General features: G+C 69.5%; 22 protein-coding genes and 1 pseudogene. 16 read left to right on the forward strand and 7 right to left on the reverse strand.

What is annotated here, in order from left to right; all coding sequences use genetic code 11:
* Positions 1 to 64: 64 nt before the first annotated feature.
* Genes H0X00_RS04880 through H0X00_RS04900 form a run of 5 tightly spaced genes read left to right on the forward strand, consistent with a single transcriptional unit; the run spans position 65 to position 4,405 of the window.
* Positions 65 to 586: an acyl-CoA dehydrogenase family protein gene (locus H0X00_RS04880; protein ID WP_293767643.1), complete on the forward strand. Its 522-nt coding sequence runs from the start codon at positions 65 to 67 to the stop codon at positions 584 to 586.
* Between the two features lie 29 nt (positions 587 to 615).
* Complete coding sequence (locus tag H0X00_RS04885) at positions 616 to 1,815, forward strand: thiolase family protein (RefSeq protein ID WP_293767644.1); 1,200 nt, start codon at positions 616 to 618, stop codon at positions 1,813 to 1,815.
* Between the two features lie 4 nt (positions 1,816 to 1,819).
* A complete protein-coding gene (locus H0X00_RS04890) occupies positions 1,820 to 2,578 on the forward strand; it encodes an SDR family NAD(P)-dependent oxidoreductase (protein WP_293767646.1) in 759 nt (252 codons plus the stop codon).
* Positions 2,579 to 2,627: 49 nt separating this feature from the next.
* Positions 2,628 to 3,389: a crotonase/enoyl-CoA hydratase family protein gene (locus tag H0X00_RS04895; protein ID WP_293767647.1), complete on the forward strand. Its 762-nt coding sequence runs from the start codon at positions 2,628 to 2,630 to the stop codon at positions 3,387 to 3,389.
* Positions 3,386 to 4,405 (forward strand): acyl-CoA dehydrogenase family protein, encoded by a 1,020-nt coding sequence (locus tag H0X00_RS04900; protein WP_293767648.1) that lies wholly within the window; start codon positions 3,386 to 3,388, stop codon positions 4,403 to 4,405. Before H0X00_RS04895 ends, H0X00_RS04900 begins: the two co-directional genes overlap by 4 nt.
* Here the strand turns inward: H0X00_RS04900 and H0X00_RS04905 are convergent, their stop codons facing one another.
* Positions 4,406 to 5,653, reverse strand: a complete 1,248-nt coding sequence (locus tag H0X00_RS04905) for an LLM class flavin-dependent oxidoreductase (RefSeq protein ID WP_293767649.1) — start codon at positions 5,651 to 5,653, stop codon at positions 4,406 to 4,408. It abuts the gene before it with no gap.
* Between the two features lie 189 nt (positions 5,654 to 5,842).
* On the opposite strand from H0X00_RS04905, the gene H0X00_RS04910 reads away from it, so the two are divergent.
* Positions 5,843 to 7,138: a cytochrome P450 gene (locus H0X00_RS04910; RefSeq protein ID WP_293767650.1), complete on the forward strand. Its 1,296-nt coding sequence runs from the start codon at positions 5,843 to 5,845 to the stop codon at positions 7,136 to 7,138.
* Between the two features lie 81 nt (positions 7,139 to 7,219).
* Here H0X00_RS04910 and H0X00_RS04915 read toward each other — a convergent pair whose 3' ends face one another.
* Both H0X00_RS04915 and H0X00_RS04920 read right to left on the reverse strand, forming a co-directional pair.
* Positions 7,220 to 8,068, reverse strand: coding sequence for a hypothetical protein (locus tag H0X00_RS04915; RefSeq protein ID WP_293767651.1), 849 nt, complete (start codon positions 8,066 to 8,068; stop codon positions 7,220 to 7,222).
* Between the two features lie 174 nt (positions 8,069 to 8,242).
* A complete protein-coding gene (locus tag H0X00_RS04920) occupies positions 8,243 to 8,950 on the reverse strand; it encodes a hypothetical protein (RefSeq protein ID WP_293767652.1) in 708 nt (235 codons plus the stop codon).
* A gap of 111 nt (positions 8,951 to 9,061) precedes the next feature.
* Here H0X00_RS04920 and H0X00_RS04925 point away from each other — a divergent pair, with 111 nt between their 5' ends.
* Together H0X00_RS04925 and H0X00_RS04930 are read left to right on the forward strand one after the other, a co-directional pair.
* Positions 9,062 to 10,699 (forward strand): PEP-utilizing enzyme, encoded by a 1,638-nt coding sequence (locus tag H0X00_RS04925; protein WP_293767653.1) that lies wholly within the window; start codon positions 9,062 to 9,064, stop codon positions 10,697 to 10,699.
* Between the two features lie 284 nt (positions 10,700 to 10,983).
* Positions 10,984 to 12,600 (forward strand): ABC transporter substrate-binding protein, encoded by a 1,617-nt coding sequence (locus H0X00_RS04930; protein ID WP_293767654.1) that lies wholly within the window; start codon positions 10,984 to 10,986, stop codon positions 12,598 to 12,600.
* Positions 12,601 to 12,651: 51 nt separating this feature from the next.
* Here H0X00_RS04930 and H0X00_RS04935 read toward each other — a convergent pair whose 3' ends face one another.
* From H0X00_RS04935 to H0X00_RS04945, 3 genes are all read right to left on the reverse strand, one after another.
* A complete protein-coding gene (locus H0X00_RS04935) occupies positions 12,652 to 13,362 on the reverse strand; it encodes a peptidoglycan-binding domain-containing protein (protein WP_293767655.1) in 711 nt (236 codons plus the stop codon).
* Between the two features lie 61 nt (positions 13,363 to 13,423).
* Positions 13,424 to 14,545 (reverse strand): glycosyltransferase family 4 protein, encoded by a 1,122-nt coding sequence (locus H0X00_RS04940; protein WP_293767656.1) that lies wholly within the window; start codon positions 14,543 to 14,545, stop codon positions 13,424 to 13,426.
* Positions 14,546 to 14,693: 148 nt separating this feature from the next.
* Positions 14,694 to 16,424, reverse strand: coding sequence for an alpha-glucosidase (locus H0X00_RS04945; protein ID WP_293767657.1), 1,731 nt, complete (start codon positions 16,422 to 16,424; stop codon positions 14,694 to 14,696).
* A 445-nt stretch (positions 16,425 to 16,869) separates the two neighbouring features.
* Between H0X00_RS04945 and H0X00_RS04950 the strand changes: the two genes are divergently transcribed.
* A complete protein-coding gene (locus H0X00_RS04950) occupies positions 16,870 to 17,904 on the forward strand; it encodes an acyl-CoA desaturase (RefSeq protein WP_293767659.1) in 1,035 nt (344 codons plus the stop codon).
* 201 nt (positions 17,905 to 18,105) lie between these two features.
* Here H0X00_RS04950 and H0X00_RS04955 read toward each other — a convergent pair whose 3' ends face one another.
* Entirely contained in the window at positions 18,106 to 18,438 is a 333-nt protein-coding gene (locus H0X00_RS04955; protein ID WP_293767660.1) for a hypothetical protein, read from the reverse strand.
* 476 nt (positions 18,439 to 18,914) lie between these two features.
* Here H0X00_RS04955 and H0X00_RS04960 point away from each other — a divergent pair, with 476 nt between their 5' ends.
* The 7 genes and pseudogenes from H0X00_RS04960 to H0X00_RS04990 form a co-directional block, all read left to right on the forward strand.
* Positions 18,915 to 20,465 carry a DUF4331 domain-containing protein gene (locus H0X00_RS04960; RefSeq protein WP_293767661.1) on the forward strand — a complete coding sequence of 517 codons (1,551 nt, stop codon included), beginning with the start codon at positions 18,915 to 18,917 and terminating at the stop codon, positions 20,463 to 20,465.
* Between the two features lie 88 nt (positions 20,466 to 20,553).
* Entirely contained in the window at positions 20,554 to 21,900 is a 1,347-nt protein-coding gene (locus H0X00_RS04965) for a tetratricopeptide repeat protein (RefSeq protein ID WP_293767662.1), read from the forward strand.
* Positions 21,897 to 23,552 (forward strand): hypothetical protein, encoded by a 1,656-nt coding sequence (locus H0X00_RS04970; protein ID WP_293767664.1) that lies wholly within the window; start codon positions 21,897 to 21,899, stop codon positions 23,550 to 23,552. Before H0X00_RS04965 ends, H0X00_RS04970 begins: the two co-directional genes overlap by 4 nt.
* Positions 23,553 to 23,565: 13 nt before the next feature.
* A complete protein-coding gene (locus H0X00_RS04975; protein WP_293767665.1) occupies positions 23,566 to 23,916 on the forward strand; it encodes a hypothetical protein in 351 nt (116 codons plus the stop codon).
* Between the two features lie 207 nt (positions 23,917 to 24,123).
* Complete coding sequence (locus tag H0X00_RS04980) at positions 24,124 to 24,987, forward strand: ferritin-like domain-containing protein (RefSeq protein WP_293767667.1); 864 nt, start codon at positions 24,124 to 24,126, stop codon at positions 24,985 to 24,987.
* On the forward strand, positions 24,984 to 25,838 hold the full coding sequence (locus H0X00_RS04985; protein WP_293767668.1) for a ferritin-like domain-containing protein: 855 nt from the start codon (positions 24,984 to 24,986) through the stop codon (positions 25,836 to 25,838). Before H0X00_RS04980 ends, H0X00_RS04985 begins: the two co-directional genes overlap by 4 nt.
* A gap of 305 nt (positions 25,839 to 26,143) precedes the next feature.
* A pseudogene (locus H0X00_RS04990) lies at positions 26,144 to 26,649 on the forward strand (hypothetical protein); the annotation flags it as partial.

Genomic DNA, 26,649 nt, shown 5'->3' on the forward strand with positions numbered 1-26,649 from the left:
CCCCCCCCCCCCCCCCCCCCCCCCCCGACTGTCCGGGTTCTCCCGGGGCAAGGCGCTGGAAAAGATGGGCCAGAAGGCGCAGGACCTGGCCGAGCTGTTCTTCGACGACGTCGAGGTCCCGGTGGCCAACCGTCTCGGCGAGGAGAACAACGGCTTCGCCTACCTGACGGCGAACCTGGCCCAGGAGCGGCTCTCCATCGCGGTGAACTCCCAGGCAGCCGCGGTGGCGGCGCTGGCGGCGACCATCGAGGCGGTGCAGGCGCAGCCTGGTCCGCGAGGCCAGCACACCAAGTTCGAACTGGCGTCGTGTCACACCGACGTCGCGGCCGGTCAGGCGCTGGTCGACCAGGCGCTGGCGGCCCACGAGAACGGCGAATTGTCCGCGGCCGACGCCTCGATGGTGAAGCTGTACGCCACCGAGCTGCAGGGCCGGGTGGTGGACCGTTGCGTGCAGGTGCTCGGCGAAAAGGGCATCCGTAAGGACTCGCGACTGGGTCGGGCCTACGCCGACGCCAGGGTGGCCCGCATCTTCGGTGGGTCGAGCGAGATCATGAGGGTCATCGTTAGCCAGTCGCTCGGGATCTGACCCGGCATCAGGAACAGGAGGTGGGTCCCATGCGCGACGCTGTGTTGGTGGACGCCGTCCGATCGCCGATGGCGAGGGGCAAGGCGCCCAAGGACGGCAAGCCCGGTGGGGCGCTGTCCGGGGTGCATCCGGTCGAGCTGCTCGGCCAGACCGTCAAGGCTCTGCTGAACCGCAATGCGGCTCTGGACCCCGGCGAGGTCGAGGACTTCATCGTCGGCTGTGTGAGCCAGGTCGCCGAGCAGGCGGGCTGCCCCGGGCGCTGGGCCTGGCTGGCGGCGGGGCTGCCGGAGCACGTGCCGTCGACGACGGTGGACCGCCGTTGCGGCTCCAGCCAGCAGGCCGCCGACTTCGCGGCGCAGGGCGTGATCGCCGGCGCCTACGACGTCGTGATCGCCGGCGGGGTGGAATCGATGAGCCGGGTGCCGATGGGTTCGGCGCGGATGGGCGCGGACGTCTACGGTCCCTCCGCGACCGCGCGCTACGCCCCGGGCCTGGTCCCGCAGGGCATCTCGGCCGAACTCGTCGCCGCGCGGTGGAAGATCTCGCGCGAACAGTTGGACGCCTACTCGGCCCGGTCGCACCAGCGCGCCGCAGCCGCGGCCGAGGCCGGCGCGTTCGCCAACGAGATCATCGCGATCACCACTCCGGACGGGAGTGCCGAGTACGACGAGACGATCCGGCCGACCACCACCGCCGAGGGCCTGGCCGGGCTCAAGTGCGCGTTCGAGAACGCGGACATGGCTGCGCGCTTCCCGGAGATCTCCTGGTCGGTGACCGCGGGCAACTCCTCGCAGATCACCGACGGTGCGGCCGTGATGCTGATCATGAGCGCCGAGCGGGCCGCTGCTCTCGGGCTGCGCCCCCGGGCCCGCTTCCACGCCTTCGCGGTCGCCTCGGACGACCCGATCACCATGCTGTCCGGGCCGATCCCGGCGACCGAGAAGGCGCTCAAGCGCTCCGGTCTGAGCATCGATCAGATCGACCACTACGAGGTCAACGAGGCCTTCGCCTCCGTCCCGCTGGCCTGGGCCGAGCACTTCGGCGTCGACCAGGCGAAGCTCAACCCGCGCGGCGGGGCGATCGCCCTCGGCCACCCGCTCGGCGCCTCCGGCGCCCGCCTGATGACCACGATGCTCAACTCCCTCGAGGCCACCGGCGGGCGGTTCGGCCTGCAGACCATGTGCGAGGCCGGCGGCATGGCCAACGCCACGATCATCGAAAGGCTTTAGCCCGATGGATATCGCAGGCAAGTCCGTCCTGGTCACCGGCGGCGCCTCGGGCCTCGGTCTGGCCTCGGCCCGGGCCCTGGCGAAGGCCGGCGCCCGGGTCACGATCATCGACCTGCCCTCCTCGGCCGGCGTCGAGGTGGCCGCCGAGATCGACGGCACCTTCGTCGCCGCCGACGTCACCGACACCGCGCAGGTCGAGGCCGCCCTGGATGCCGCCGAAGCCGCGGGAACCCTGCGGGCGGTCGTGCACTGCGCGGGCAAGGGCGGTCCGGTCCGGGTGGTGGAGAAGGACGGCAGCCCGGGCTCGCTGGAGAAGTACACCGACACCGTCACGGTGAACCTGATCGGCACCTTCAACGTGCTGCGCCTGGCCGCCGCGCGGATGGCGCGCACCTCCTCGGTCGACGGCGAGCGCGGCGTGTGCATCCTGACCGCGTCGGTCGCCGCCTACGAGGGCCAGATCGGCCAGATCCCCTACGCCTCCTCCAAGGCGGGCATCGTGGGCATGACGATCGTGGCCGCGCGGGATCTGGCGAGCAAGCAGATCCGGGTGTGCACGATCGCGCCCGGCCTGTTCGACACCCCGCTGCTGGCCCGGCTGCCCGAGGACGTGAAGGCCTCGCTCGGCAAGTCGGTGCCCCACCCCAGCCGGCTCGGCACACCGGACGAGTACGCGAAGCTCGCGTTGCACATCATCGAGAACCCGATGCTCAACGGCGAGACGATCCGCCTCGACGGCGCGATCCGGATGGCCCCGCGATGATGGGCACTGAAGCGGTCCCCGCGAGGACGAAGTCCGCGGCGGTGACTCGGTGACGGTTCTCTTCGAGGTCGCCGACGGCATCGCGCTGATCACGCTGAATCGGCCGGAGCGGCGCAATGCGATCGATCTGCCCACCGCCGAGGCGCTGAGTAACGCGCTCACCGAGATGGACGACCGCGACGACGTGGTGGTCGGGATCATCACCGGCAACGGCCCGGTGTTCTCCGCCGGCATGGACCTGAAGGTGATCGCCACCGGCGGGCCGCGCCCGATCGTGCCGGGCCGCGGTGCGTTCGGCATCGTGGAGAACCCGCCGGCCAAGCCGCTGATCGCGGCGGTCGAGGGTCCGGCGCTGGCCGGCGGCTTCGAGATCGCGCTCGCGTGCGACCTGATCGTCGCCGCCGAGAACGCCTCCTTCGGGCTGCCCGAGGTGAAGCGCGGCCTGGCCGCCGCCGCCGGCGGAGCGGTCCGGCTCCCGCAGCGGATCCCGTACTCGCAGGCGATGCGGATGATCCTCACCGGCGAGCCCATCACCGCCCAGCGCGCGTACGAGTTCGGCCTGGTCATCGAGCTCACCCCGCCGGGCGGCGCGCTGACCGTGGCCCAGGAGCTGGCGGCGAAGATCGCCGTCAACGCGCCGCTCGCGGTGCGTACCTCCAAGGCGGTCGTGAACCTGGTGCAGGGCAAGTCGCTGGAGGCGGCCTTCGAGGTGCAACGGCCGCTGATGCAGATGATCCGCGAGTCCGCCGATGCGCTCGAGGGCGCGAAGGCCTTCGCCGAGAAGCGCGAGCCCCGTTGGACCGGCAAGTGACGATCCGTCAGCGCGAGGTCTTCGACGCCGACCAGGAAGCGTTCCGACAGAGCCTCGACCGGTTCCTCGCTGCCGAGGCGGTTGACCGGTACGCGGACTGGGACTCCGGCGGCGGCGTTCCGGCGTCCTTCTACGCGGCGGCGGCCAAATTCGGCTTTGTGGGACTGGCCGAGGTGGAGGACCCGCGGTTCCGGGCCGTCGTCCTGGAAGGGACCATGGCCGCCGGCCTCCCGGCGATCGCGCTCGCCCTGGCCATGCACGACAGCTTCGCGGTTCCGCTGCTGATCGGCCGCGAAGCTCCGGGGATGGCTGCGGTCGTCGACCGGAGCGGGATCGTCGCCGAGCCGCAGCGGGGAGGCTGGACGCTGCGCGGCAGCGCCGAGACGGTGGTCAACGGCCTGGGCGCCGAGGTCCTGGTCGTGGCCGCCCGAACTGACGAGGGCTCAGAACTGCTCTTCGCCGTCGACCCCACGGCCGCCGGAGTGCAGCGAGCGCCGGCCGACCTGCTGTTCGGTCTCGGCGCCTGCGATCTCGCGGACGTCCAGTTCGACGGCGTCGCGGTCACCGCGGCGGACCGCGTCGAGGCCGACCTCGACCGGGCCCGGGCCGGCTACCAGGTCGCACTCGCGGTCGCGGCGATGGCCGGCGCACGTACGGCCTTGGCGATGACCGTTGCCTATGTCCGCGAGCGCAAGGCGTTCGGCACGCCGATCGCTACGTTCGGCAACACCCGGCACGTGCTCGGGGCGCTCGGCGCGCGGATCGCCGCGGTCGAGTCCTTGGTCGACGCCGGTCTGGCCGCCGAACTCGACGGGGCCGGCGCCGCGGCGATCAAGTTGTGCGCCACCGAGATCCTCGGCGAGGCCGTCGACACCGGCGTGCAGTTGCATGGCGGCTACGGCTACATGTGGGAGTACCCGATCGCGCGGGCCTACGCGGCCGCGCGGTTCCTCCGCCTGCACGGCGACGCCGGCGAGCACCTCGACAGTGTGCTCGCCGACGCCGTCGGCCTGTAGCTAACGGACCGCCGGGAGGACCTTCTCGGCGAAGAGCTCGAGCTGGCGCTTCTGCACGTCCAGCGGCACGGTGCCCTGCTGGAAGAACTGCCAGACCATCCAGTCCAGCTGGCCCTCTTCCTCACCGTCGCCGGCGTGGCAGGTGTTCAGCTCCTCCATCTGGCGGCGCACGTCGTCGGTCGTGCCGCAGAGAATCTGGCGGACCTCGATCAGCCGGGTGGCCAGCGCAGCCTCGTCGGCGAACGCGACCGGCTTGTTCGGGTCGTCCTCCGCGGTGCGGAACATCTCGGCGAAGCCGAACTTGTTGAAGTAGTTGTGCCACTCGTAGGCCGCGGTGTTCACCGCCATCTGGAAGGCCTCTTCGCGGGTCTCGCCGATGCAGACCGAGCGGGTCGCGCCGAAGCCCTCGCCGAGCTTGAGGTCCCGGCCCTGCTCTTTGGCGGCCGCGCGGTAGGCCATCGCGTGCTCGCGGAAGGCCTGGGGCCGGCCCTCGGTGGCGATGCAGGTGAAGCCGCGCTTGGCGGCCGCGAGCATGCTGGCGGGGGAGACCGTGTACGGCACCCAGATCGGCGGGTACGGGCGCTGGTACGGCGGCGGGGTCACGCCGATCTTGCGGACCACGCCCTCGGCGTCGACCTCGTCCTCGGAGCCGAAGTCACGGGTCCAGCCGATGCCGCCGAAGCCGACGATGCCCTCCTTGTAGGGGAACGGCACCTGGTAGTGCTTGCCGTCGTGGTCCCACGAGTCCTGGGTCCAGGCCTTGAGGATGATGTCGACGTTCTCGTTGTAGATCTCGCGGTTGCGCACGTCGGAGTCCGCGTCGACGAGTGAGGTCGAGCCGCCCTGGGACAGGATCTGGATCCAGCGCTTCTGGTAGCCGCGGGCGAAGGTGGCACCGACGCGGCCCTTGGTGAGCTGGTCGAGCAGCGCGATGCTCTCCGCGATCCGGATCGGGTCGCCGGCCGTGGGCACGATGGACATCGGGTAGAAGTGGATGTTCTTCGTCCGCACGGCGAGGTCGGCGTAGAGGGTGATCGGGTCGGGCATCACCTCACCGCCCTCGGAGTGCAGGTGGTGCTCCGTGGTGGAGAAGGCGTCGTAGCCGAGTTCGTCGGCCAACACGGCGATCTGGCGGACCTCGTCGAGCATCATCTGGTAGCGCTCGGTGTTGCGGCCGATGGGCCGCAACTCCTTCCGCTCCTTCAGCGTCGCCGGGATTGTCGGCATCGCGAACACGCTGACCTTCATGGCACCCCATCCATTTTTGAGCCGGGTCGTCGCACAAACATAAACCTGGTCGCGACGCGGCGTCTACGCCTGCCCGGCAAGCCTTGCGGACCGCGTCGGCGAGCGGAACCCTTGACCCACCTCTGGACGGCTTAATAAATTGAGACTCCTAGGCCCAATATTCGTGCTGCGCCCTCGAAAGGGACACCGATGTCCGCTGACGCCCAAGCCGCCCCCGACGGTCTCACCCCGCTCAACCCTGAGGTTCAGCGATGCCCGTACGACTGGTACGAGGCGATGCACAGCTCCGGCGACGGGGCGTTCGACGCGGGCCCGCTCGGCTACGTGATCGCCGGCCACGCCGAGATCTCCAAGATCACCTTCGACACGACCGGCTTCTCCTCGGAGTTCTACGGCCCGCAGGGTCCGCAGCTCGCCGGCGTCAGCCCGGAGCCCTGGTCGCCGGAGGTCCAGGCGCTGTGGGACACCATCCCCAAGCTGAAGAACGCGCTGTTCTCCTGCGACCCGCCGACGCAGACCCGGCAGAAGGCCATCGCGGTCAAGTCGATGAACATCGCCCGGGTCCGCAAGCTGGAGCCGACCATCCGCGCCGAGGCCGAAGCGCTCATCGACGAGGTCATCGACGCCGGTCGGTGCGACTTCTTCGAGGCCTACGCCGAGCCGCTCCCGGTCATCATGGTCGCCCAGATGCTCGGCATGGACGGCGACCGCGTGCTGTTCAAGAAGTGGTCCGACGACATCGCCGACGGCTACCTCACGCCGATGGACAACCCCCGGCGCCTCGAGGTCCTGACCTCGGCCAAGGCGTTCCTGGAGGACCTGCTCCCGCGCATCGAGGCGCGCCGGGTCACTCCAACCGGCGACCTGCTCTCGGCGCTGGTCAACTCGACCATCGACGAGGAGGACGAGGCCAAATTCGGCGAGCTCTCCGGGCCGCGGCACCTGACCGACGGTGAGCTCCTGTGCGCCGTCTCCCAGTTGCTGCCGGCCGGCAACCACACCACGACCAACCTGATCGCGAACCTGCTGATCGAGCTGATCGAGCACCCCGAGGTGATGGCGGAGCTGCGGGCCAACCCCGAGCTGATCCCGAACGCCATCGACGAGTCGATGCGCAAGGACGCCCCGCTACGGGCGACCTACCGGGTCTGCACCAAGGACGCCGAGGTCTCCGGGACGAAGATCCCGGCCGGCTCGCTGGTGCCGATGATGTGGGGCGGCGCCGGCCATGACCCCGAGTTGTTCCCGGAGCCGCAGAAGTTCGACATCCACCGGGAGAACGTGAAGAAGCACCTCTCGTTCGGGTACGGCCCGCACGTCTGCGTCGGCATGCCGCTGGCCCGCGCGGTCTCCCGCATCTCCTTCGAGGTCCTGCTCGAGCGCGTCGACAACATCCGCTTCGCCGGCGGCGTCTCCCCGACCCGCGCCGCCCAGTTCCCGTTCTCCGCCTACGAGGGCCTCCAGATCGAGTTCGACAAGAAGTAGGCGCGGTCCTGATTGGGCAGAGTTGAAAGCTGTGTGGCGATCCCGTCCCAGGGATCGCCACATGTGTTTCACCTCGTCCCGTCACCGACCTTGCGGCGGGCCGGCCGCCAGGACGTTCGCGATCTGGTCGAGCACCCAGCCGCGCCGGCGGTCGAGGTCTTCCCAGGTGAAGCGCAGGAGCACGTAGCGCTGCCCGACCAACTCGTTCGCCCGCTCGCGGTCCTTGCGGTACGCGCGGCGATCGGAATGGAACGCGAAGCCGTCCGCCTCGAGGGCGAGCCATCCGTCGAGCACCAGATCGACGTCCCCGACCCCGGGGATGTGCACCTGGGACCGGACCTCGCAGTTGAGAACGCTGACCAGCACGCGCAGAACCGACTCCATCGGTGAGGCTGCGAGTTCGTCGACGAACGCGACGGCCTGTCGCAGTGCCGCTGATCCGAAGCCGCGCGCGGCGTCTGCGGCTGCGCGCAGCGAGCCGAGCTTGACCCGGCCGCTGTGAACCGCTGCGTCGAGGACGATGACCGCGTCCACCAGGCGCATGGTTCGCGCGCAGTCCACCACGGTGCGCAGGGGGCTGGTCAGGGGCCGGAAGGTATCGACGTCGGTGCGCAGCAACCCAGCCCGGTGAATGCGCACGCCAGGTTCGTGGAGACGACTTCCCGAGGGAACGGTGACGTGGATCGTCGGGTCCTCGCGCCAGGTTCCCCAGCCGTGCAGGGCCGCCGCGCTGCCGTGCGAGGCGACGCCTCCGAGGCGGACCGCTGTGGCCAGAACCGGGTGCGCCTCCGGCAGGGCGAAGGTTCCGCGACTCACGACCAGGCCGGCCCGCCGGCCGGCTCGCAGTGCGGACGCCGACACCCCGATCTCCAGCAGGCGGTCCGCACGCGCAGCCCCGCCACAGAACCGCAGTGCGCTCTCCAGATCCATGCCGCGCAGCATCGACAGATCTGGTGGGCGGAGGGGCCCGTCAGGCGGATCTGTGGATAGTGATGCCGGGCTCGTAGGTTGTGGATGGCGATTCTGGGCCGAGTTGAAAGACCTGAGGCGATCTGCGGCGCTCGGCCGTCACGGGTGTTGCGACTCGTCCCAACTGAGCTTCGGTCAGGCCGGCTGCAGGGCGGCGTGCTCGGCGGCCTCCTGTCGGATGGCCTTGAACAGCATCACCGAATTTACGCTCCAGAAAGCAAAGAACGTCAGGATGGTCAGCCACCAGCCGAGGAGGCCGTCCCAGGCGAAGACGCCGTCCTTGAAGAAGGTGCACAGGGCGCCGGGCAGCAGCAGCAGGGCGAACCAGCCGTTCGCGTAGCCGAGCCAGCGGGGGAACACCTTCTCGTCGGGGGCGCCGAGGATCGCGATCGCGATGGCGCTCATCTGCACCACCGGCAGCGAGAGCGCCAGGATGAAGAAGAACCAGCCGACGTCGGAGAGCAGCAGGACCAGGTCGGGGTCGCGGTCGGGGCGGTAGGCGGCGGCGGACCAGAGCATGCAGGGGATGACGATGATGATCGCCACCATGGCGCCGGCCAGCATCTGGGTCCGGGCCATCACGGCCGGGCGGCCCTCCATACGTGCGAGCTGGTGGGCGAAGACCGAGACCCACGGCACCAACAGCGCGCCGCCGAGCATCGTCAGCACGATGCCGGTGCGCAGCAGCTGGGTGTTGTCGCGGTAGAAGTCCGCGACCTCCTGTGCGTTGTCGCTCGGCGGGGTCGGGGGGATGTAGCCGGCGAACAGGCCGAAGCCCACGCCCAGCATCACCATGAACAACGGCACGCTCCAGGCGCAGATCAGCTGGTTCCGAATGTTCATTCCCGGCCTCGGATCGATGTCGGCGAGTGGCTCTCTTGTAATATTGCGACTCTGCGTCGCAGAATATGGGCCAGATCCGCCGACGTAAAGATCGAACGGAGCTGGAGCCGCATGACCAGGGACGCGCTGAGCCTGTACCACACGGAATCCGCGAAGGGTCAGTACTGGAGTACGGCCAACGTCGGTGAGGCGATGCCCGGTGTGGTCACGCCGTTCGGCTGGTCGGTCTGGGGTCCCGCGATCGACGTCGGGATGAAGGACGCCTTCCGTCGCACCGGCGCACTCGAGGCGGACCGGGTGGTCTTCACCGGCGAGGCGGACTCCAGCGCGGTGACGGTGTTCCACGGCCGTGGCGCGCTCAGCGTCAGCTTCCTGTGCGAGATGGGTGACCGGCTGCCGGGCACGAGCAGCGACGCCATCGCCAAGCAGTTGCTCGGCGAGGTGCCACCCGGGATCCAGATTCCGCACACGCGCAAGCGGATTCCCGCGGTGGCGGTGATGATGCCCAAGGCCTTCGCCGGCATCCGCAAGGAAGCGCTGCGCGACACCGCGCACACCCAGGCGTGGTGGCAGGAGCACATCCGCGCCATGGACTCCCGCGACATGGAGGCCACCAAGCGGGCTCTCGACGACGCGCGCAAGAAGCAGATCGAGATGACGATGGTCCAGGCCCGCGCCGTCTTCGTCGGCGTGCAGTCCGTCTACGACCAGCTGCTCGCACTGATCGCGAAGTCGGGAATCACCGACGAGCAGGCGAATGCGCTCATGGCCGGTCAGGGTTCGCACGCCGAGACCGAGATCATCGCGGACCTCTGGGACCTCGGCCGGGACAAGATGACGCTGGAGTCGTTCCTGGACAAGCACGGCTACCACGGCCTCGGCGAAGGGCAGCTGATCGCCAAGATGTGGCGCGAGGACCCGGAGCCGGTCCTACGGCTGGCCAAGCTGTACTCCGCGCGCCCGGACAGCGAGCACCCGCACCTGATGGCGGAGAAGCGCACCCGCGAGCGGGAGGCGGCCGAGAAGGCCCTGCTGGCCAAGCTGCCTGCCTGGAAGCGGCCCGTGGCCAAGCAGATCCTGAAGCTCGCCGTCGCGCGAATTCCGCTGCGCGGCGTGGCCAAGGAGGCGCTGATCCGGTGCCTGGACGTCTGCCGGGCCGCGGCCCGCCGGATGGGCACGCTGCTCCGCGAGCAGGGCGTGATCAATGAGGTCGACGACGTCTTCTACTTCACCGCCGACGAGCTGATCGCGGGCCTGCCGGCGAATGCCAAGGAGCTCGCGGCCGAGCGCAAGGCGATCCGCGAGGACCTGCTGCGCACCGATCTCCCGCGGTCGTGGGACGGAACGCCCGAGCGGGTGCCGATCAGCGAGCGGCCGGCCGACGACGCGCCGGCCGTCGAGGCGCCGACCGGCGTCGCGGTGACCGGCATCGGGGCCAGCGGCGGCGTGGTCGAAGGAACGGCGCGGGTGGTCTTCGATCCGACCGAGGTCGACGTCGAGCCCGGCGACATCATCGTCGCCCCGACGACGGACCCGAGCTGGGCCGCCGTGCTGTTCCTGGCCGAGGCGCTGGTCGTCGACATCGGCGGGCCGCTCAGCCATGCCGCCGTGGTCGCCCGCGAGTGCGGCATACCGTGCGTGATCGGCACCGACAACGGAACAGCTGTTCTCCGCAGCGGCGACACGATCCGCGTCGACGGCAACAAGGGCACCGTCGAGATCCTGAGTCGCACTCAAGCATCGGTTTGATAACGGCGCGGCGTTCCGTGAGCGGATCTGACGCACCGTCAGCATTGACCGTTTGTCGGGCCCTTGACCTCCGCGACAAGCCAAACTTATATTGAGACTGTTAGGCCGAATATTCGCGGAGGCTCGCCTCAGAAGGTGTTGCGCAAGCACTTCAACGTTCAGCCGGGGCCCGGAGCCCGCGCTGGACAACGCGTGACGCCTGACTCCGCGCCACTCGCCGGTGGGTCGACCGTCGGTGAGCTCCCCTCGGGCCGCAGGCCCCCCGTTCGAGGACAGGCTCCTAGATGTCAACGACGACGCGATCGAGGCGGCTGCTGAACACAGCCGCTGCGACCTTCACCGCGCTGGCGCTGGTCGCCGGCTGCGGTGGTAGTGATGTCACGGAGGCCGGCACGGGTGCGGACAGTGCCGTGACCGACACCGACACCGGCACGACCGACACCGGCACCGGCACCGACACCGGGACGGGCGCAGTGCCTGGGACCGACACCGGAACCGGCGCGGTGCCTGGCGCCGGCACCGGGACCGGCGCGGTTCCTGGGACTGGAACCGGCACCGGCACCGGCACCGGCACGGGGACCGGAACCGGCACGGGGACCGGCACGGGGACCGGCACGGGGACCGGCACCAAGCCCGGCAAGGGCGGCGGGACCGGTTCGTCGACCGCCACGTCGGCGGTCGAGGCCATGGTCACCAACAGCGCGATCTTCGGCGGGAAGACGGCCTGCAAGCCGGCGACGCTCTCCGAGATCCCGATCGGCAACGTCAGCACCCTGTCCGGCGTGCTCGGCGAGCTGTTCGCGCCGGTGACTCCCGCGCTGAACACCTTCGTCGCATCGCAGAACGCGTGCGGCGGCCTCAACGGGCACAAGATCAAGTTCTACCAAGCCGACGACCAGGGCGACCCGACGACGGCGGCCTCCAAGGCGGCCGAGCTGATCACGCAGAAGAAGGTGCTGGCCTTCGTCGGCAACATCCAGGTGCTCACGATCGACGGCGCCGCAGCGGTGTACAAGAAGTACAACATCCCGGTCATCGGCAACGACATCTCGCAGAACACCTGGTGGACGACCCCGATCTTCTTCCCGCAGGGCTCGAACCACCTCTCGATCAGCTACGGCTACCTCTACGGCCTGACGAAGTACCACAACGTCAAGGACGTCGGGAACATCTGGTGCATCGAGGTGCCGCGCAACTGTGAACAGATCAACCGGGCCATGATCGAGATGGCTCCGCAGTTGGGTGCCAACTTCAAGAAGCAGATCCAGGTTTCCATCACCGCCCCGTCCTACGTCCAGCAATGTCTGGAGTTCAAGAACGCCGGCGTCACGGGTCTGGCCCTGAGTATCGACGCGGCCTCGATGGTCCGCCTCGCCCGCTCCTGCCAGCAGGTCGGATACACCCCGAAGACCGCGGCCTATCCGCTCGCGGTCGGCAACGAGAAGCAGTTCCAGGGTGGCAACAACAAGTGGTTGGCCGGCTCGTTCGTGCCGATGAACGTCTTCCCGTGGATGGGTAACACCACCCCGGCGGAGAAGTACTGGCAGGCCTCGGTCAAGAAGTACAACCCGGGCTTCACCTCCGGTGGTGCGGCCAGCCTCGGTTGGGCCGCGGGTGCGCTGCTGGTGGCGGCGGCCTCGGAACTGTCGGCGACGAACCCGACCACGCAGCAGTTCTTCGACGTCCTCTGGAAGTTCCAGGGCCAGAAGTTCACCGAGCTCGGTGGGCTCAGTGGTCCGAAGTGGTTCGCCAAGGACAAGTACCCCCGCGTCCCGTACTGCATCTTCTCCGCGGCTGCGAACGCGAACAACGACGGCTGGACGGACGTGGTGTCCAAGCCGGTCTGCACCGACATCATCGCGCCGAGTGATGCGATGAACCAGAAGGACAAGACCGCCTGAGTTGCCCCTGATCCGCCGATGCCCCAGGCCGATCGGCCTGGGGCGTTTGCGTTAAGGATTGCTGCGGATGTAGCGATCCTCGATGTCCTCGGACCATACGGTCTCGTCCTCGCCGGTGGTGCTCGCCTCCACAGTGTCATCGGTGACGGGGTCCGAGACGCAGACGGTGACGCCGGTGTCGAAGTCCGCGCACACCGAGGAGCCGAGCTCCTGGGCGCTCCCCGTGGAGGTCTGCCCCGCGCGGCCGAGGACCAGGGAATCGCCGCAGCGCCGCAGCACCGTGCCTTCGGCGGTCCGCAGAGCCCAGGCCGCGGTGCCGGACGTACAGCGGGCGAAGGCCGGGGTCGCGGCAGCCGTGGGCGTGCCCGTACGCGGCTTGCACGGCTCCTTGCCGTCGACGATCAGGGACCACGTCTGCGGCCCGACCTGACCGTCGTTCGCGGTAATGCAGGGGTAGGCCTTCGTCTTGGCGATGACGGCAGCAGCGGTGTCGGCGTCGAAGAATCCGTCGGCAGTGAGGTCGAGCGCCTGCTGCAGTCGTTTCACGTCCTCCCGGCACTCCAGCGCCATCGCGCGCTTGAGGTAGGGACGCCGGGCCGACCCGGCCGGAGGACCGTCGTCGGGCAGGCACTTCGCGGACGCCGCCGCCGACGCGGCGGCCGCCGGGGTGGGCGTGGCGATCGCGTCGGGTTCGTCGTCGTTGCACGCTCCGAGCAGGAGGCAACCGAACAGGCCGACCACGCCGAGCGATCGCCTCGTCACAAGCGGCATCCTCCCCGGTGCGTGCGCCGGCGGCAACGCGCCGGGTCGGAGCGCCCGACGGTCACTTCGTGCCGGCGGCCTCGATCTGCGGCGGCCGGATCACGCGCGCGGCGGGCAGCAGCGCGATCGCCTCCAGTTCGCGGACGATCGTGGCGGGGGTGACCGGCAGGGGGCGGGCGAACACCGCCAGCAGCTCGTCGACCGACCGGCCCAACGTGAACCTGGCGGCTGCGCGGGCCCGCTCTGTGTGGGTCGGTACCCCCAGCGCGATGGCCCGACGCAGGCCCTGGGCGAGCGCTTCCGCGTTGTCCGGCGCCACCAGGGTGATCGCGCCGCAATCGGTCTCGGGAAGGCCGCCGTCGTCGGAGGCCACCACCCGGCAGCCGGCGTGCTGCGCCTCGATGGACACGATCCCGAAGGTCTCGTGCCAGTACTGGCTGTTGGACGGCATCACCACGACGTCGTGCTCGGCCATCAGGGCGGCCATCGCCGCCGGGCTCTTCCGTGCGGGCACAAGCCGAATCCCGGGGTGGGCCTGCAGCAGCCCGCTGATGAGGTGCCCCTGCGGCTTGTCGTCCCCGGCCGTGGTCACCGTGAAGGAGAGTTCGGCGTCGGGGGCGATCAGGTCGCTGTGCAGCATCGCCAGCAGCGTGTAGATGCCCTTCTCCGGGGTCAGCCGACCGGCATACAGCACCCGGGTCGCACCGGGGGTGCCGGCGGCGCGGACCTGTTCGCCGAAGCAGGATTCGGCGAACGGGTAGACCACCTGGATCGTCGCCACGTCGACGTCGAGGAAGTCGGCCCAGAGTCCGGCGCCGAACTGGCTGGTGGCAATCAGGGCGCGGTCCTGAGTCTGCGCCACCACCCGCCCGTGGTCACGGTCCCGCAGCGGCGGCGGGATGTGCAGGAACTGATACGCGGTCCGGTCCAGTTGGACGGCCGGGAAGTCGGTGACGAACACGACGGTGCCTTCGAGCGCGGCAACCTCGCCCACGTTCGCCAGCGCGAAGAACGGGACGCCGACGAACTCGTCACGGCCGTCGGCGGTGCCGAGCCCGATGGTGACTACCTGCGCCGCCACGCCGCGCCGATTCAGCTCGCGGACGTGGCCGATCGTGTAGTTCTCGGAGCCGCCGGTGCCCGCAGGCAGTGGGAGGCCAGGTTCCCAGATGAAGGAAATCATCGGAAAAGATCAGTGCGCGAGGTCATCTCGCCACCCGCCCCCGCTAGCTGCTGGGGCGGGAACCTTGTCCTCGCGATGTCCAGGCGAAGAGCGGTCCTGCGGCTGCAGTCGTGCTGCGAGTTTACCCCGGGATCCGACGCGCCCCCCGCTACCGCTTGCAGGCCCAGACTTCCCACGGGGCCAGTTGGGCGGACATCCGGTCATGTTCCGGATAGTTCCCCAGCAGGATCCGTCCGGATGCCAGGTCGAACTCGTCGAGTGAAACGGCGGCGTTGGACAGGTTCGCGTAGACCTCGAGGCACTGCTCGCCGAGGCGTCGGCGAAAGGCGTACACGGTCTCGGGCACCGCGGCGATCAACTCGAAGTCGCCGCTGGTGACGACGGGCTCGGTGTGCCGCAACGCGATCAGACGCCGGTAGTAGTGGTAGATCGAGCCGGGGTCGGCGCGCTGGGTCGCGGCGTTGAGCCATTCGTGATTGGGGTGCACAGGGATCCAGGGTGTGACGGTGCTGAAACCGGCACCCGGCTCGGCGGTCCACTGCATCGGGGTCCGCGCGTTGTCGCGGCTCTTCTGCCGCACGGTGGCCAGCACGGCCGAGGCATCGAGACCGAACTCGGTCGTCGCGTTCGCGTAGTAGTTCAGGGACTCGATGTCCCGGAAGTCGTCGATGCTGTCGAAGGGCACGTTGGTCATGCCCAGTTCCTCGCCCTGGTAGACGTAAGGCGTGCCGCGATGCAGGTGCAGCACGGTGGCCAGGGCGGTGGCGGACTCGTACCAGAAGGCTGTGTCGTTGCCGAAGCGCGACACCATCCGCGGCTGATCGTGGTTGCTGAGGTACAGGCTGTTCCAGCCGTCCTCGGCGAGCTCCACCTGCCACTTGGCCAGGGTGTCGCGCAGGTCCCGAACGGTGACCGTTCGCGGGGACCACTTGTCCCCGTCCTGGTCGAGGGAGACGTGCTCGAACTGGAAGACCATGTTGAGCTGACCACGCTCGCGATCGGTGAACTCCCGCGCCTGTTCCGGGGTCACCCCGGGCATCTCACCCACCGTCAGATAACTGCCGGCGCGCGAATCGAACACTTGGCGCTTCATCTCGGCCAGGTAGGCGTGGATCTGTGGTCCGTAGGAGAAGTGCGGCATTCCGTCGCCGTAGCCGGTGCGGGTGAGGGGGCCGTCGGGCAGCGCAGGGTCCTTGGAGATGAAGTTGATGACGTCCATCCGGAAGCCGTCGATGCCGCGGTCGAGCCACCACCCCATCATCGCGAAGACGGCCTCGCGGACCTCGTCGTTGTCCCAGTTCAGGTCGGGCTGGCTGACGGCGAACAGGTGCAGGTAGTACTGGCCGCGTTCCGGTTCCCAGGCCCAGGCCGGCCCGGAGAAGGCGGACCCCCAGTTGTTGGGTTCGGAGCCCGGCTCACCGGGGACGGTTCCGGGCCGGGCGTCGCGCCAGAAGTACCAGTCCGCCTTGGGGTTGTCCTTGCCGCGGCGCGACTCGGTGAACCAGGCATGCTCACTCGAGGTGTGGTTGACGACGAGGTCCATGATCAGTTTCATCCCGCGCCGATGGACCGCGAGGACGAGCGCGTCGAGATCGGCCAGCGTGCCGAACATCGGGTCGACATCCTGATAGTCGCTGATGTCGTAGCCGTTGTCGTCCTGTGGGGAGCGGTAGATCGGCGACAACCAGATGACGTCGACGCCGAGACCGGCGATGTGGTCCAGGTGGGCGAGGACGCCGGGCAGGTCCCCGATCCCGTCGCCGTCGGAGTCCGCGAAGCTGCGGGGGTAGATCTGGTAGACGACCGCCGACTTCCACCAGGCCTCATCGGTGCCGGCGTTCGGCCGGGCGTGCTCCGTCGCGTCGGTCGTGACCGTCACCCCGCTCCGTCCGGCCCGGATTCACGGGCGGTGGCGCCGGACCAAGGAAGATCGATGGGCGATTGCCCGAACCGTATCCCTGTTGCTCCCGATTGACTGCCAGCTCCGGCAGAGTCAGCTGCCCGTCCGAATGCCTGGAGTGCGTCCGCACGGGTGAGCCGTCAGCAGCGCGGAGGCCACAACGCGACCATGGAGGCAGCATTCGCGATCTGGGTCTGCCGCTCGGATAGGTGACAGCTGATCTGTGGTGCCGGGAGGTGCCGCTGCGCCGGCCATTCACCGATTCAGTTTCCGCGTTTTGGGCGTTTCCGCGTTTGCCACGCGGGGAAGCGCCGAGCGAGAGGGTTCGGTGCCCGTGACAGCGCTGGATGGCTCGACTCGTGTTCGGTTGTCCCGGTCCCGGGTGACCAAGGTGAGATCCCTAGGATCCGGGAGGCCGACGGCAGTGAGCACCGAACTTGCCACGCGTGGCAGCGACTTCGCCCCGCTCCTGTCCACGATGCGCGAGTCCGGGTTGCTGCGGCCGCGGCGGGTCCGCTACGCGGTGATGATCGGCACGGACCTCATCGTGCTGGCACTCATCTGGATCGGGGTGTACGCGCTCGGCCGCAGCTGGTGGGCGCTGTTCCTGGCGGTGCCGGCCGCGGTGTTTACCACCCGGGTGATGTTCATCGGGCACGACGCGGGCCACCGCCAGGTGGCGCGCACCGCGAGGGTCAACCGCCTCATTGCCTTGGTGGTCGGCGACCTGATCACCGGTGTCGGCTCGCGCTGGTGGGTCGATAAGCACAACCGGCACCACGCCAACCCCAACGTTGTCGGCCGCGACCCCGACGTCGACCCCGGGGCTCTGGTCTGGACCTCCGAGCAGGTTGCGGATCGGCGCACCCGGTTCAGTCTCTGGGCCAGCCGCCACCAGGCCCGCTTGTTCTTCCCGCTCTTGCTCGCCGAGGCGCTGAATCTGACAGTGACGAGCTTCCTCGCCGCGCGGCGCGGCCGCGACCGGCTGCTGCTCTGCCTGCACATCGCGGTGTATTTCGGTGGCCTGGCACTGATGCTGGGCCCCGGTCGGGCCGCGGTCTTCGTGCTGATCCATCAGGGTCTGCTCGGGCTGCATCTGGGGTGCTCGTTCGCCCCGAACCACAAGGGCATGCCGATGTCTGACCCGGAGACCCGCCAGGACGACTTCCTGCGAAAGCAGGTTCTCACCAGCCGTAACGTCACCGGCGGCCGGGCCACCGACTGGCTCCTGGGCGGGCTCAATTACCAGATCGAGCACCACCTGTTCCCGAGCATGCCACGGCCCAATCTCCGCCATGCCCAGAGCCTGGTCCGGGCCCATTGCGCTGCGCTGGGGGTCTCCTACGCTGAAGCGCCCTTCCGCACCTCGATGGCGCAGGCGCTGCGTCACCTGGACACCGTCGATGACATCGCCGTCGCTCGTGGGTCCGGCGACCTCTCCGCCAACCGTCCGAGGTGACTACGTGTCAGAGACGCGACTACCACTGGTCGGGCGCTGAACCCATCTGGGCTGCCTGCTGCGGTTCGTTGCCCGCGGCCGAGCACGGGCAAGACGACCCGGTCGCGGTGATCGGAGAATCTGAACGGTCAGCGCGGCGACAGGTCCTGCGGTCCTGCGATAGCCGTGGCCGCCGCCGGCGACGATGTCACGGGAACAGAGTCACGGCGACACCGTGAGGAAATGTGTGCCGGGTGCCGACGCGGACGGGGGCCTGCCATCGCGGTGCCGGACCAGCTCCCGGCGAATGGTGCGCAGTAGCAGCGCGCACCATGACCCGTCGGACGGATCGAAGCGAGAAGAGGTTCGCCAGGTGTGCACGTACACCGCTTCCGTCACGGCCGCGGAGTCCTCGACCCGGCCACCGAGCGCCGCCTGCACGAGCTCGAAGACTGACGGGGCGGTCTCGTCGTAGAACTCACCGAAGGCTTCGACATCACCACGCCCGGCGGCGACCAACAGGCCATCGGCCCGGGACGTTGCCGCGGTACCCACACACCGCGCGTTGCGCCGCCACGGTCGCCGATGATGGGCCCGATCACGTGCCACGGATGCCATCGCAGGGTTGCCCGTCTCGTCGATCCTCGCCGCCAAAGCGATACCCCCGAGTCCGGGGCGCAACGCGATCCCGAGCGCGGACCGCGCTCTCGCCGGTGCCCTTCCCATGGGCGGGGCCGCCAAACGCGCCGCTGGCCCCACGACCGGGCCGTGATCCCGCCTCAATTTGTGGTCCGCCGCGCCAATCCAACCGGGGGCCGTGTCCGAATTGAGCGAGATTGCCCGGGAACTGTGCGGGTACTTCGAGCACGCCGGACCGAGACCCCGTCCGGACGTTCGACACCGGGCCATCGAGGTGGCCCGCGAGCGAGCGTGCCACGCGCGGATGGCGTCCCGCTCCCCTGAGCGCGGCCGCGATGGCGGTGTGCGTCGGTCTGACGGACACCGCATGGAGAACGAGAAGGGGATCACAGATGAATTCGCAACCACCGAGCCGGCGCCGCCGGCTTCGAACGGCCGGGGCCCTGGGCCTCACGGGCGTCCTGGCCGTGTCCGGGCTGACCCTCCTGGGCGGACAGCCCGGAACGGCGTCCAGCCACCGGGAGGCTCCGCTGATCTCGAACGACCCGCAGGCGGACAACACCGACACCTACGCATTCGTCAGCCCAGACAAGACGAACTCGGTCACCCTGCTGGCCAACTGGATTCCGTTCCAGGACCCCAACGGCGGGCCGAACTTCTACCCGTTCGCCGAGGACGCGCGGTACAACATCAAGGTCGACAACTCCGGCGACGGAGTGGCGGACATCACCTACCAGTGGACGTTCCGCAACATCGACAAGCGCGGGAACACGACCTTCCTGTACAACAACGGCCCAGTCGGTTCGCTGGGGGACAAGAACCTGCTGTTCAAGCAGAAGTACACCCTGACCAAGATCACCGCGTCGGGTTCAAAGGTGCTGGTCAACAACGGCACCGCGGCGCCGTCGTTCACCGGCAAGGCCAGCATGCCGAACTACAACAAGCTGCGCGCCCAGGCCACCCGCAAGTTCGACAAGGGCACCGAAGGTGGGAAGACCTACGCCGGCGGCGCGGACGACTCCTTCGCCCTGGACCTGCGGCTGTTCGACCTGCTCTACGGGACCACCCTGAAGGAGACCGGCCAGGACTCGCTCAAGGGTTACAACGTCAACACCCTGGCGATTCAGGTGCCGAAGCGGCAGCTCGCCCTCAAGGGCGATTCCAAGCGCAACCCGGTGATCGGGGTCTGGTCCACCACGGACCGTAAGACGGCCTCGGTCACCACCAACTCGGTGGTCCCGTCGGGCAGCTCGGGCGATTCGGACTCCGAGGAGTCCTGCAACGTCGCGATCGGTCCGCTGTGCCCGCTGGGCTCGACGTCGAAGTCGGTCGCCGGCACCGGCGCGCAGAGCGCCACCGAGTCCGGCTGGACCCAGGTCTCGCGCCTGGGTAACCCGCTGGTCAACGAGGTCGTCACGGCTGCGGGGATGAAGGACCAGTTCAACCGCACCGACCCGTCGCAGGACCAGAACTGGCCCGCGCTGGTCGAGCGGGTCACCAGCCCCGAGGTGCCCAAGCTGATTCAGTCCATCTATGGCCTGAAGGCACCGAAGGGTCCGCGCAACGACCTGGTGCAGATCTTCCTGACCGGGATCGCCAAGGGCAACGGCCCGATCAATGCTGACCTGAACGCGCACACGCTCAACAAGGACGCGAGCAACATCGCGCCCGCCGAGATGCTTCGGCTGAACATGAAGGTGCCGGTCACCTGGAACCCGAACCGTCTCGGCGTCCTCGCCGGTGACCTGCAGGGCTTCCCGAACGGCCGTCGTCTCACCGACGACGTCCTGGACATCGCACTGCAGGCCCTGGAGGGCGCGGCCAAGTCGGGCAAGCTCGTCAAGGCGCTCGCGGCCGGTGACGGCGTGAACTCCAACAGCAGAAGCTACACCCGGCACTTCCCGTACATCGCGGCGCCGAACGAGAACGCCGTCAACCAGTAAGTCAACCAGTAAGGCGACCCGGTGCCGGTGCCCCCACGGGGGGCGCCGGCGCCGGACCCCCTCCGAGGTCACTACTGGTTGGAACCCCATGAACTCCTCCGCAGCACCCACCCGCCGGCACGGCCGTCGGATCGCCGTGGTCGGGATGGCCGCCGCCGCGCTCTTCGTCGGTGGCGCCCTCGGCGTCGGCCTGATCGGTGATTCGGCGGACTCCGGTCCGGATCGCGCGGCCTCCGCGGCACCCGGGCGCTCCGCCCTGGCGGTGCAGTCGGTCGTTGCCGGCGCCGGGCTGGGCGCCGAGATCGCCCGCCTGCAGGCCCGCCTCGCTGACGAACCCGCGGACGCCGCCGGCTGGGCCACCCTGGGCGGCGCCTACGTGCAGCAGGCCCGGATCACCGTCGACCCCGCGTACTACCCCAAGGCCGAGGGCGCCCTGAAGCGCTCGCTGGAGTTGAACGCCCGGGACAACCTGGCCGCCTTCCTCGGGATGGGCGCGCTCGCCAATGCCCGCCACGACTTCGCCGGTGCCGTCGTCTGGGCCAAGCGCGCGCAGGCCGTGAGCAGCTACAACCCGGACGCGTACGCCGTCCTCGCCGACGCCTACACCCAGCTCGGCAAGCCGGCGCAGGCCACCGCCGCCGTGCAGCGGATGCTGGACCTCTCCCCGGCCCTGCCGGCGCTGACCCGCGGTTCTTACGACCTGGAGCAGCGCGGCGACCTCGCGGGCGCGCGCGCGCTGCTCAACAGCGCACTGAAGAACTCCTACGTGGCGGCGGACATCGGCTTCTGCCGCTACTACCTGGGCGAACTGGCCCTCAACTCCGGTGATCTGGCGGAGGCCGCGCGGCAGTACGAGCGTGGCCTGGACGCGGACCCGCAGAGTGCCACGTTGCGCCACGGCACGGCCAAGGTCGCCGCCCTGCGCGGGGACACCGCCACCGCGATCGGCACCTACGCGGATCTGGTGGGGCGGGTGCCCAACCCGCAGTACCTCGTCGAGTACGGCGAGCTGCTCACCAAACTCGGCCGCACCGCCGAGGCAGCGGAGCAGTTCGCGCTGATCGAGACCGTTCACATGCTGTTCACCGCCAACGGCGGCCAGGACGAACTCTCCCTCGCGGAGTATGAGGCCGACCACGGCTCCGCGACCCTGGCTGTGCGCTACGCGAAGGCCGAGTGGTCCCGCCGAGAGAGCCCGGTCGTCGCCGACGCGCTGGCCTGGGCGTTGCACCGCGCGGGCAAGGATGCCGAGGCCCTGCGCTACGCCGACGCCGCCCTGGCCCACGGCTGGCGCAACGCACTGTTCTTCCACCACCGGGCCGAGATCCACCGCGCGCTGGGTGACGCGGCGTCAGCCAAGGCCGACGCGGCGAGAGTCCGCGAGTACAACCCGCGCTTCGACGCCGAGCTGCCCTCGTTCGGGCGGGCCACGTGAGCGCCCGGTTGCGCCGGTTGGCGCTGCTGGTCCTGGCCGCGATCCTCGGCTCGTTCGCGCTCGGCGCCACCGCCGCGCAGGCACACCCGCTGAACAACTTCTCCATCAACCAGTACCACGGCCTGGAGCTGACTCCGACGCAGGTCCTGGACCACGCGGTGATCGACACCGCCGAGATCCCGACGCTGCAGCAGAAGGGAAAGGTCGACGCCGACGGCGACGGCACGGCCTCCGCGGCCGAGTTCGCCGCCTACGCCGCGCGCGAGTGCACCGAGCTGAGCCAGGCCGTGCGCGGAGACGTCGACGGCAGCGCGTTGCGCTGGCAGGTGCTGGGCAGCTCGATGGCCTACCTGCCGGGCGAGAAGGGCCTGTCCGTGACCCGGGTCGAGTGCGAGCTCGGCGCCCCGGCCCAGTTGGACCGCCGGGCCGAGGTCGGCTTCGCCAGCGACTACTCCACGAACCACATCGGGTGGCGGGAGATCACCGCCACCGGCCGCGGCGTACGAATGATCGCCGCGTCGGTCGCCGAACTGTCCGTCAGCGACGCCTTGCGCGCCTACCCGAACGATTTGCTCGCCTCCCCGCTGGACCAGCGCGAAGCGACCCTGTCGACCACGCCCGGCACCGGCACCTCGCCGGGCCTGACGCCCCAGATCGACGGGGCCGGCCCGATCACCAAGGCCCTGGCCCCGTTGAACCGGGCCTTCGACGGTCTGCTCGCCCGAGACCTGACCGTCGGGGTCGGTCTCGCGGCGCTCGCCCTGTCCATGCTGCTCGGCGCCTCCCACGCAGCAATGCCCGGGCACGGCAAGACCGTGATGGCGGCCTATCTGGTGGGCCGCCACGGCGGGATCAAGGACGCCCTGGTCGTGGGTGCCACCGTGACCGCGACGCACACCGGCGGCGTGCTGGCGATGGGGATGCTGCTCTCGGCGACCGCCGCGATCAGCGGAGATGGCCTGCTGGCCTGGCTCGGCATCATCAGCGGGGCCCTGATCGCCGGCATCGGCGTCATGCTGTTGCGCTCGTCGTGGCGGGAACGCCGGAACCCCGGCTCGGGCGGCGGCCACGGGCACGGCCACGGGCACGGCCACGGGCACGGGCACGGGCACGGGCACGGGCACTCACACACCCCCGCACCGGCCCTGGTGCTGGCCGGGACCCACGAGACGGTGGCGCGACCCGCGCCGGACAAACTGGACCGCGGGCACGGACACGGACACAGCCACGAGGACGGTCACGAGGACAGCCACGAGCACGCCGAGAGCGAGGTTCATGAGCACCCGCACGAGCACGCGGTAGCCACGGCACCCGCGCCGCGCTTCACCCGCCGCGGCCTGATCGGCCTCGGAGTGGCCGGTGGCCTGGTCCCCAGTCCTTCGGCCCTGGTGGTGCTCCTCGGCGCGATCGCGCTGGGCCACACCTGGTTCGGTGTCGCGTTGGTGCTCGGCTACGGCATCGGGATGGCCGGTGCGCTGATGGTCGCCGGCCTGCTCCTCGTGCGCCTGCGTGACCGGGTCGGCGAACTCCTCGACGGACGCCGCTCCACCGCGCTGGCCCGGGTGTCGGCCGCGATGCCGCTGGTCACCGCGTGCCTCGTCGTCGCCGTCGGTATCGGCCTGGTCCTGAACGAACTTCCTCGCGTCTTATGAAAGGTGCAGTGTGATGAACAACCACCGGCGCGCCGCCGCAACGCTGATGGTCCTGGCCGCCCTCCCCCTGGCCGGCTGCGGCTCGGGCGGGTCGGACGACGGGCAGTTCGCCACCGGCACCGGACAGTACCCCTTGTCGTGCCTGGAGCACCAGCCGGACGAACCTGGCCGCGATTACACCGCAGGCGACAGCGGCAACACGAACGCGATCTTCACCATGCTGAAGTACTACACCTCGAACAAGTCCGTCACGACCTTCTGCGACGGCAAGCAGCCCAGCGGCACCGATCGGACGTGGGCCCAGTTGTACGTGGACCTGGGCGCGGACCCGGCCAACGTCGCGCACCTGATGCCTACTCAGTAGGAGCGACAGCGCGTCGAGCCCGCGTCGGCTTTCGGCTTCGTCGGTCACGTTTCGGGTACGGCTGGCTCGATGAAGTTTCAGGAACTCAGGGCCGGGCTAGTAGAGATCACAGGGCGACGCGCTGCGGGCGTGTTGGCCTTTTCAATGTCTGCGGGAGTCGCGACGATTCGCGTCTCGGGCCGCAGCCGCCCACGGCAAGGAGAGCATATGGACAAGCTAGATGTCGGTGAATTCAGGCTGTTGATGGAAGAATCCCAGGACCTCCAGGTCGACGCCATGCGGAGCATGAAGCAGCCGTTGGACGCGATCGTGGATCTGGGCAAGGAACGTCGCGCGAAGCGGGCTCACGCCCGGCTCCGCCGGGTGGAGGTGGACCACGGCCGGCGCCGCCTGTTGGCCGGGATCGGCGCGGCCGGCGCCCTCGGTGTGACCGGTGCGTGGGCGTTGCCGATGAGTAGCGCGGCCGCTGCGGAGGACGCCGACATCATGGCGCTGCAGACGGCGGTGTCGATTGAGAAGCTCGCGATATTCACCTACAAGACCGCGCTCACCTTGCCCTACCTGCAGACCGACAAGGTCGCGATCAAGACGGTGGCGGCGTTCGCGAAGATGACGATGGCTCAGCACACCGAGCACGCGGCGGCGTTCAACGCCCGGGCCAAGGAGCTCGGCGGGGCGGAGCAGACCGCGACCAGCCCGAAGTACACCCCGATCGTGCAGGAGATGCTTCCCGCCCTGAAGAAGGGCGGGCCGCTGGATGTGATCGCGCTGGCGATCACCCTGGAGGACGTCGCGACCTCCACCTATGTGCAGAACATCCAGGACGTCGGGGACCCCCAGGTGCGCTTGCTGTTCGGCACCGTCGTCGGGGTCGAGTCCCAGCACCTGGCGATTCTCTACGCGGTGCAGGCCCTGCTCAAGGGTGACGCCCCCGAGCTGGTGACCCTCAAGGCCACCGGGGACGCGGTCAACGCGGCCAAGCTCCCGGCCGCGGCCGGGTCCGTGGGAATCCCGGAGACCTTCAAGAAGACCGACTTGGCCAGCCCGCCGGAAGAAGGAGCAGTCAAATGAGCCCGGACACCAGCGGGGAGATGCAGATCAGTGAGGCCCAGCTGCGGGCCATGACCGCGGACATGGTCGAGATGCACCACGCGACCTTCCCCCGCATGTACGCCGCGTTGACCGATGTCGGAGCCTCCCTGCGCCGTCAGCTGCGCCCGCGCCGGGTTCCCAACCTGGGTGCGGCTGACCCGGCCCGTCGCCGGCTGCTCTTCACCGGTAGTGGCTTGGTGGCCGGCTCGCTGCTGCTGGCCGCCTGCGGGGACGACGACGAGGCCAGCCAGCCGGCGGCCACCCCGGGCGGCACCGGCACCGGGCAAACGCCCGCGGCGAGCGAGATGTCGGACGCGGACGCCTCCATGCTGAAACTGAATGCCAGCCTGGAGAATCTCGCCGTGTTCGCCTACGGCGCCGCGCTCGAGGCGGCGCCGAAGGGCCAGTTCGGCAAGACCTTCCCGGACGCGGTGGCCGAGTTCGCCAAACACGCCATGGAGCAGCACGCTGATCACGCCACGGCGTTCAACGCTGCTTTGACCGGGGCCGGCCAGCAGGCTTACACCGATCCGGACCCGGCGCTGGCTGACACCGTGAAGTCGATGTTCGCCAAGCTCGATTCGGTCACCGGGCTGGCCACGCTGGCCCTGACCCTGGAGAACACTGCGGGCGCGACCTACGTCAAGCAGATGGGTGAGCTGGCCAGCCCGGAAGCGCTCTCCGCGGTGGCCACGATCGCTCCGGTCGAGCGCCAGCACGCCGCGATCCTGACCTACGTGCTCGGGGACTATCCGATCCCGGACACGTTCGTGAAGTTCGGGGAGACCAAGACCTCCCTCGGTGCGCGACCCAGCAGTGACATCGCCTGATCCTCACCTGATGCGCAGGGTCAGGGTCGGCCGCAGCGCGGCTCTGGCCCTGCCCGTCGTCCTCGTCGCCGGCACCGCAACCTGCGGCGGGGGCGACGACCGGTATTCCCTGGGTTAGCCCGGCGGGGCGTCTGCGAGGTGGCCGCCGCCCGCGCAGGCCCGCCCTCGCGCCACACCTGTCGGCTGGTTGGCCTGACCCAACGATCCTGGGCCGAGCCGATCGGCGTCTACTATCACGGAAGCGGCAGCCCCTGACACCCGGCTCCAGCGTGCGTCCAGCGCAGCATTCGTAGCGTGGAAGGTCGGTGTCGCGTCAGATGGGCGGACCCAACCTCGGCGCGATCCCTCTGTGCGACAGCCAGAACGCCGCCGACGCCGAGCAGACCCGCTCCGACGCGGACCAGACGGCATCGGATGCGGATCAAGGCGCGGCGGATACGGACCAGCATGCGTCCGATCGCGACGGTGACGCCGCCGCCGGGGATCAGGAAGCGGCCGACCGGGACCACGCCGCCGCCGGTTCGGACCCGGCCGGCGAACGGGACTACGTGGTCTCGCGCGCGCAGCGCGCGGAGGACTCGGCGATGCGAGTCGCGAGCACCGCGACCCGCCAGCAATCCGCGGGCGCCCGGCACCACGACGCCTCCGCCCGGGATGAAACTGCCCGCCAGCGCGACCTGGAGGCGGCCGCGCAGGACCGCGCCACGGACGCTGGCGATCGCGCCGCCGAACTCCACGAATCCTCCCTGGGCGTGCAGCGCTGGGGCGGTACGCCACCTGCGCACCTGCCGGCGGCCAGGGAGTCCGCAGC

It is taken from the genome of Sporichthya sp., from assembly GCF_013815995.1.
Lineage (GTDB): Bacteria > Actinomycetota > Actinomycetes > Sporichthyales > Sporichthyaceae > Sporichthya.

What these genes read in the sequence shown, in the direction of transcription:
- H0X00_RS04940 (WP_293767656.1), bottom strand. Translation starts at nt 14,545, where the DNA reads ATGATTTCCTTCATCTGGGAACCTGGCCTCCCACTGCCTGCGGGCACC.
- H0X00_RS04975 (WP_293767665.1), top strand. Translation starts at nt 23,566, where the DNA reads ATGAACAACCACCGGCGCGCCGCCGCAACGCTGATGGTCCTGGCCGCC.
- H0X00_RS04980 (WP_293767667.1), top strand. Translation starts at nt 24,124, where the DNA reads ATGGACAAGCTAGATGTCGGTGAATTCAGGCTGTTGATGGAAGAATCC.
- H0X00_RS04885 (WP_293767644.1), top strand. Translation starts at nt 616, where the DNA reads ATGCGCGACGCTGTGTTGGTGGACGCCGTCCGATCGCCGATGGCGAGG.
- H0X00_RS04880 (WP_293767643.1), top strand. Translation starts at nt 65, where the DNA reads ATGGGCCAGAAGGCGCAGGACCTGGCCGAGCTGTTCTTCGACGACGTC.
- H0X00_RS04910 (WP_293767650.1), top strand. Translation starts at nt 5,843, where the DNA reads ATGTCCGCTGACGCCCAAGCCGCCCCCGACGGTCTCACCCCGCTCAAC.
- H0X00_RS04930 (WP_293767654.1), top strand. Translation starts at nt 10,984, where the DNA reads ATGTCAACGACGACGCGATCGAGGCGGCTGCTGAACACAGCCGCTGCG.
- H0X00_RS04985 (WP_293767668.1), top strand. Translation starts at nt 24,984, where the DNA reads ATGAGCCCGGACACCAGCGGGGAGATGCAGATCAGTGAGGCCCAGCTG.
- H0X00_RS04920 (WP_293767652.1), bottom strand. Translation starts at nt 8,950, where the DNA reads ATGAACATTCGGAACCAGCTGATCTGCGCCTGGAGCGTGCCGTTGTTC.
- H0X00_RS04965 (WP_293767662.1), top strand. Translation starts at nt 20,554, where the DNA reads ATGAACTCCTCCGCAGCACCCACCCGCCGGCACGGCCGTCGGATCGCC.
- H0X00_RS04890 (WP_293767646.1), top strand. Translation starts at nt 1,820, where the DNA reads ATGGATATCGCAGGCAAGTCCGTCCTGGTCACCGGCGGCGCCTCGGGC.
- H0X00_RS04905 (WP_293767649.1), bottom strand. Translation starts at nt 5,653, where the DNA reads ATGAAGGTCAGCGTGTTCGCGATGCCGACAATCCCGGCGACGCTGAAG.
- H0X00_RS04925 (WP_293767653.1), top strand. Translation starts at nt 9,062, where the DNA reads ATGACCAGGGACGCGCTGAGCCTGTACCACACGGAATCCGCGAAGGGT.
- H0X00_RS04960 (WP_293767661.1), top strand. Translation starts at nt 18,915, where the DNA reads ATGAATTCGCAACCACCGAGCCGGCGCCGCCGGCTTCGAACGGCCGGG.
- H0X00_RS04915 (WP_293767651.1), bottom strand. Translation starts at nt 8,068, where the DNA reads ATGGATCTGGAGAGCGCACTGCGGTTCTGTGGCGGGGCTGCGCGTGCG.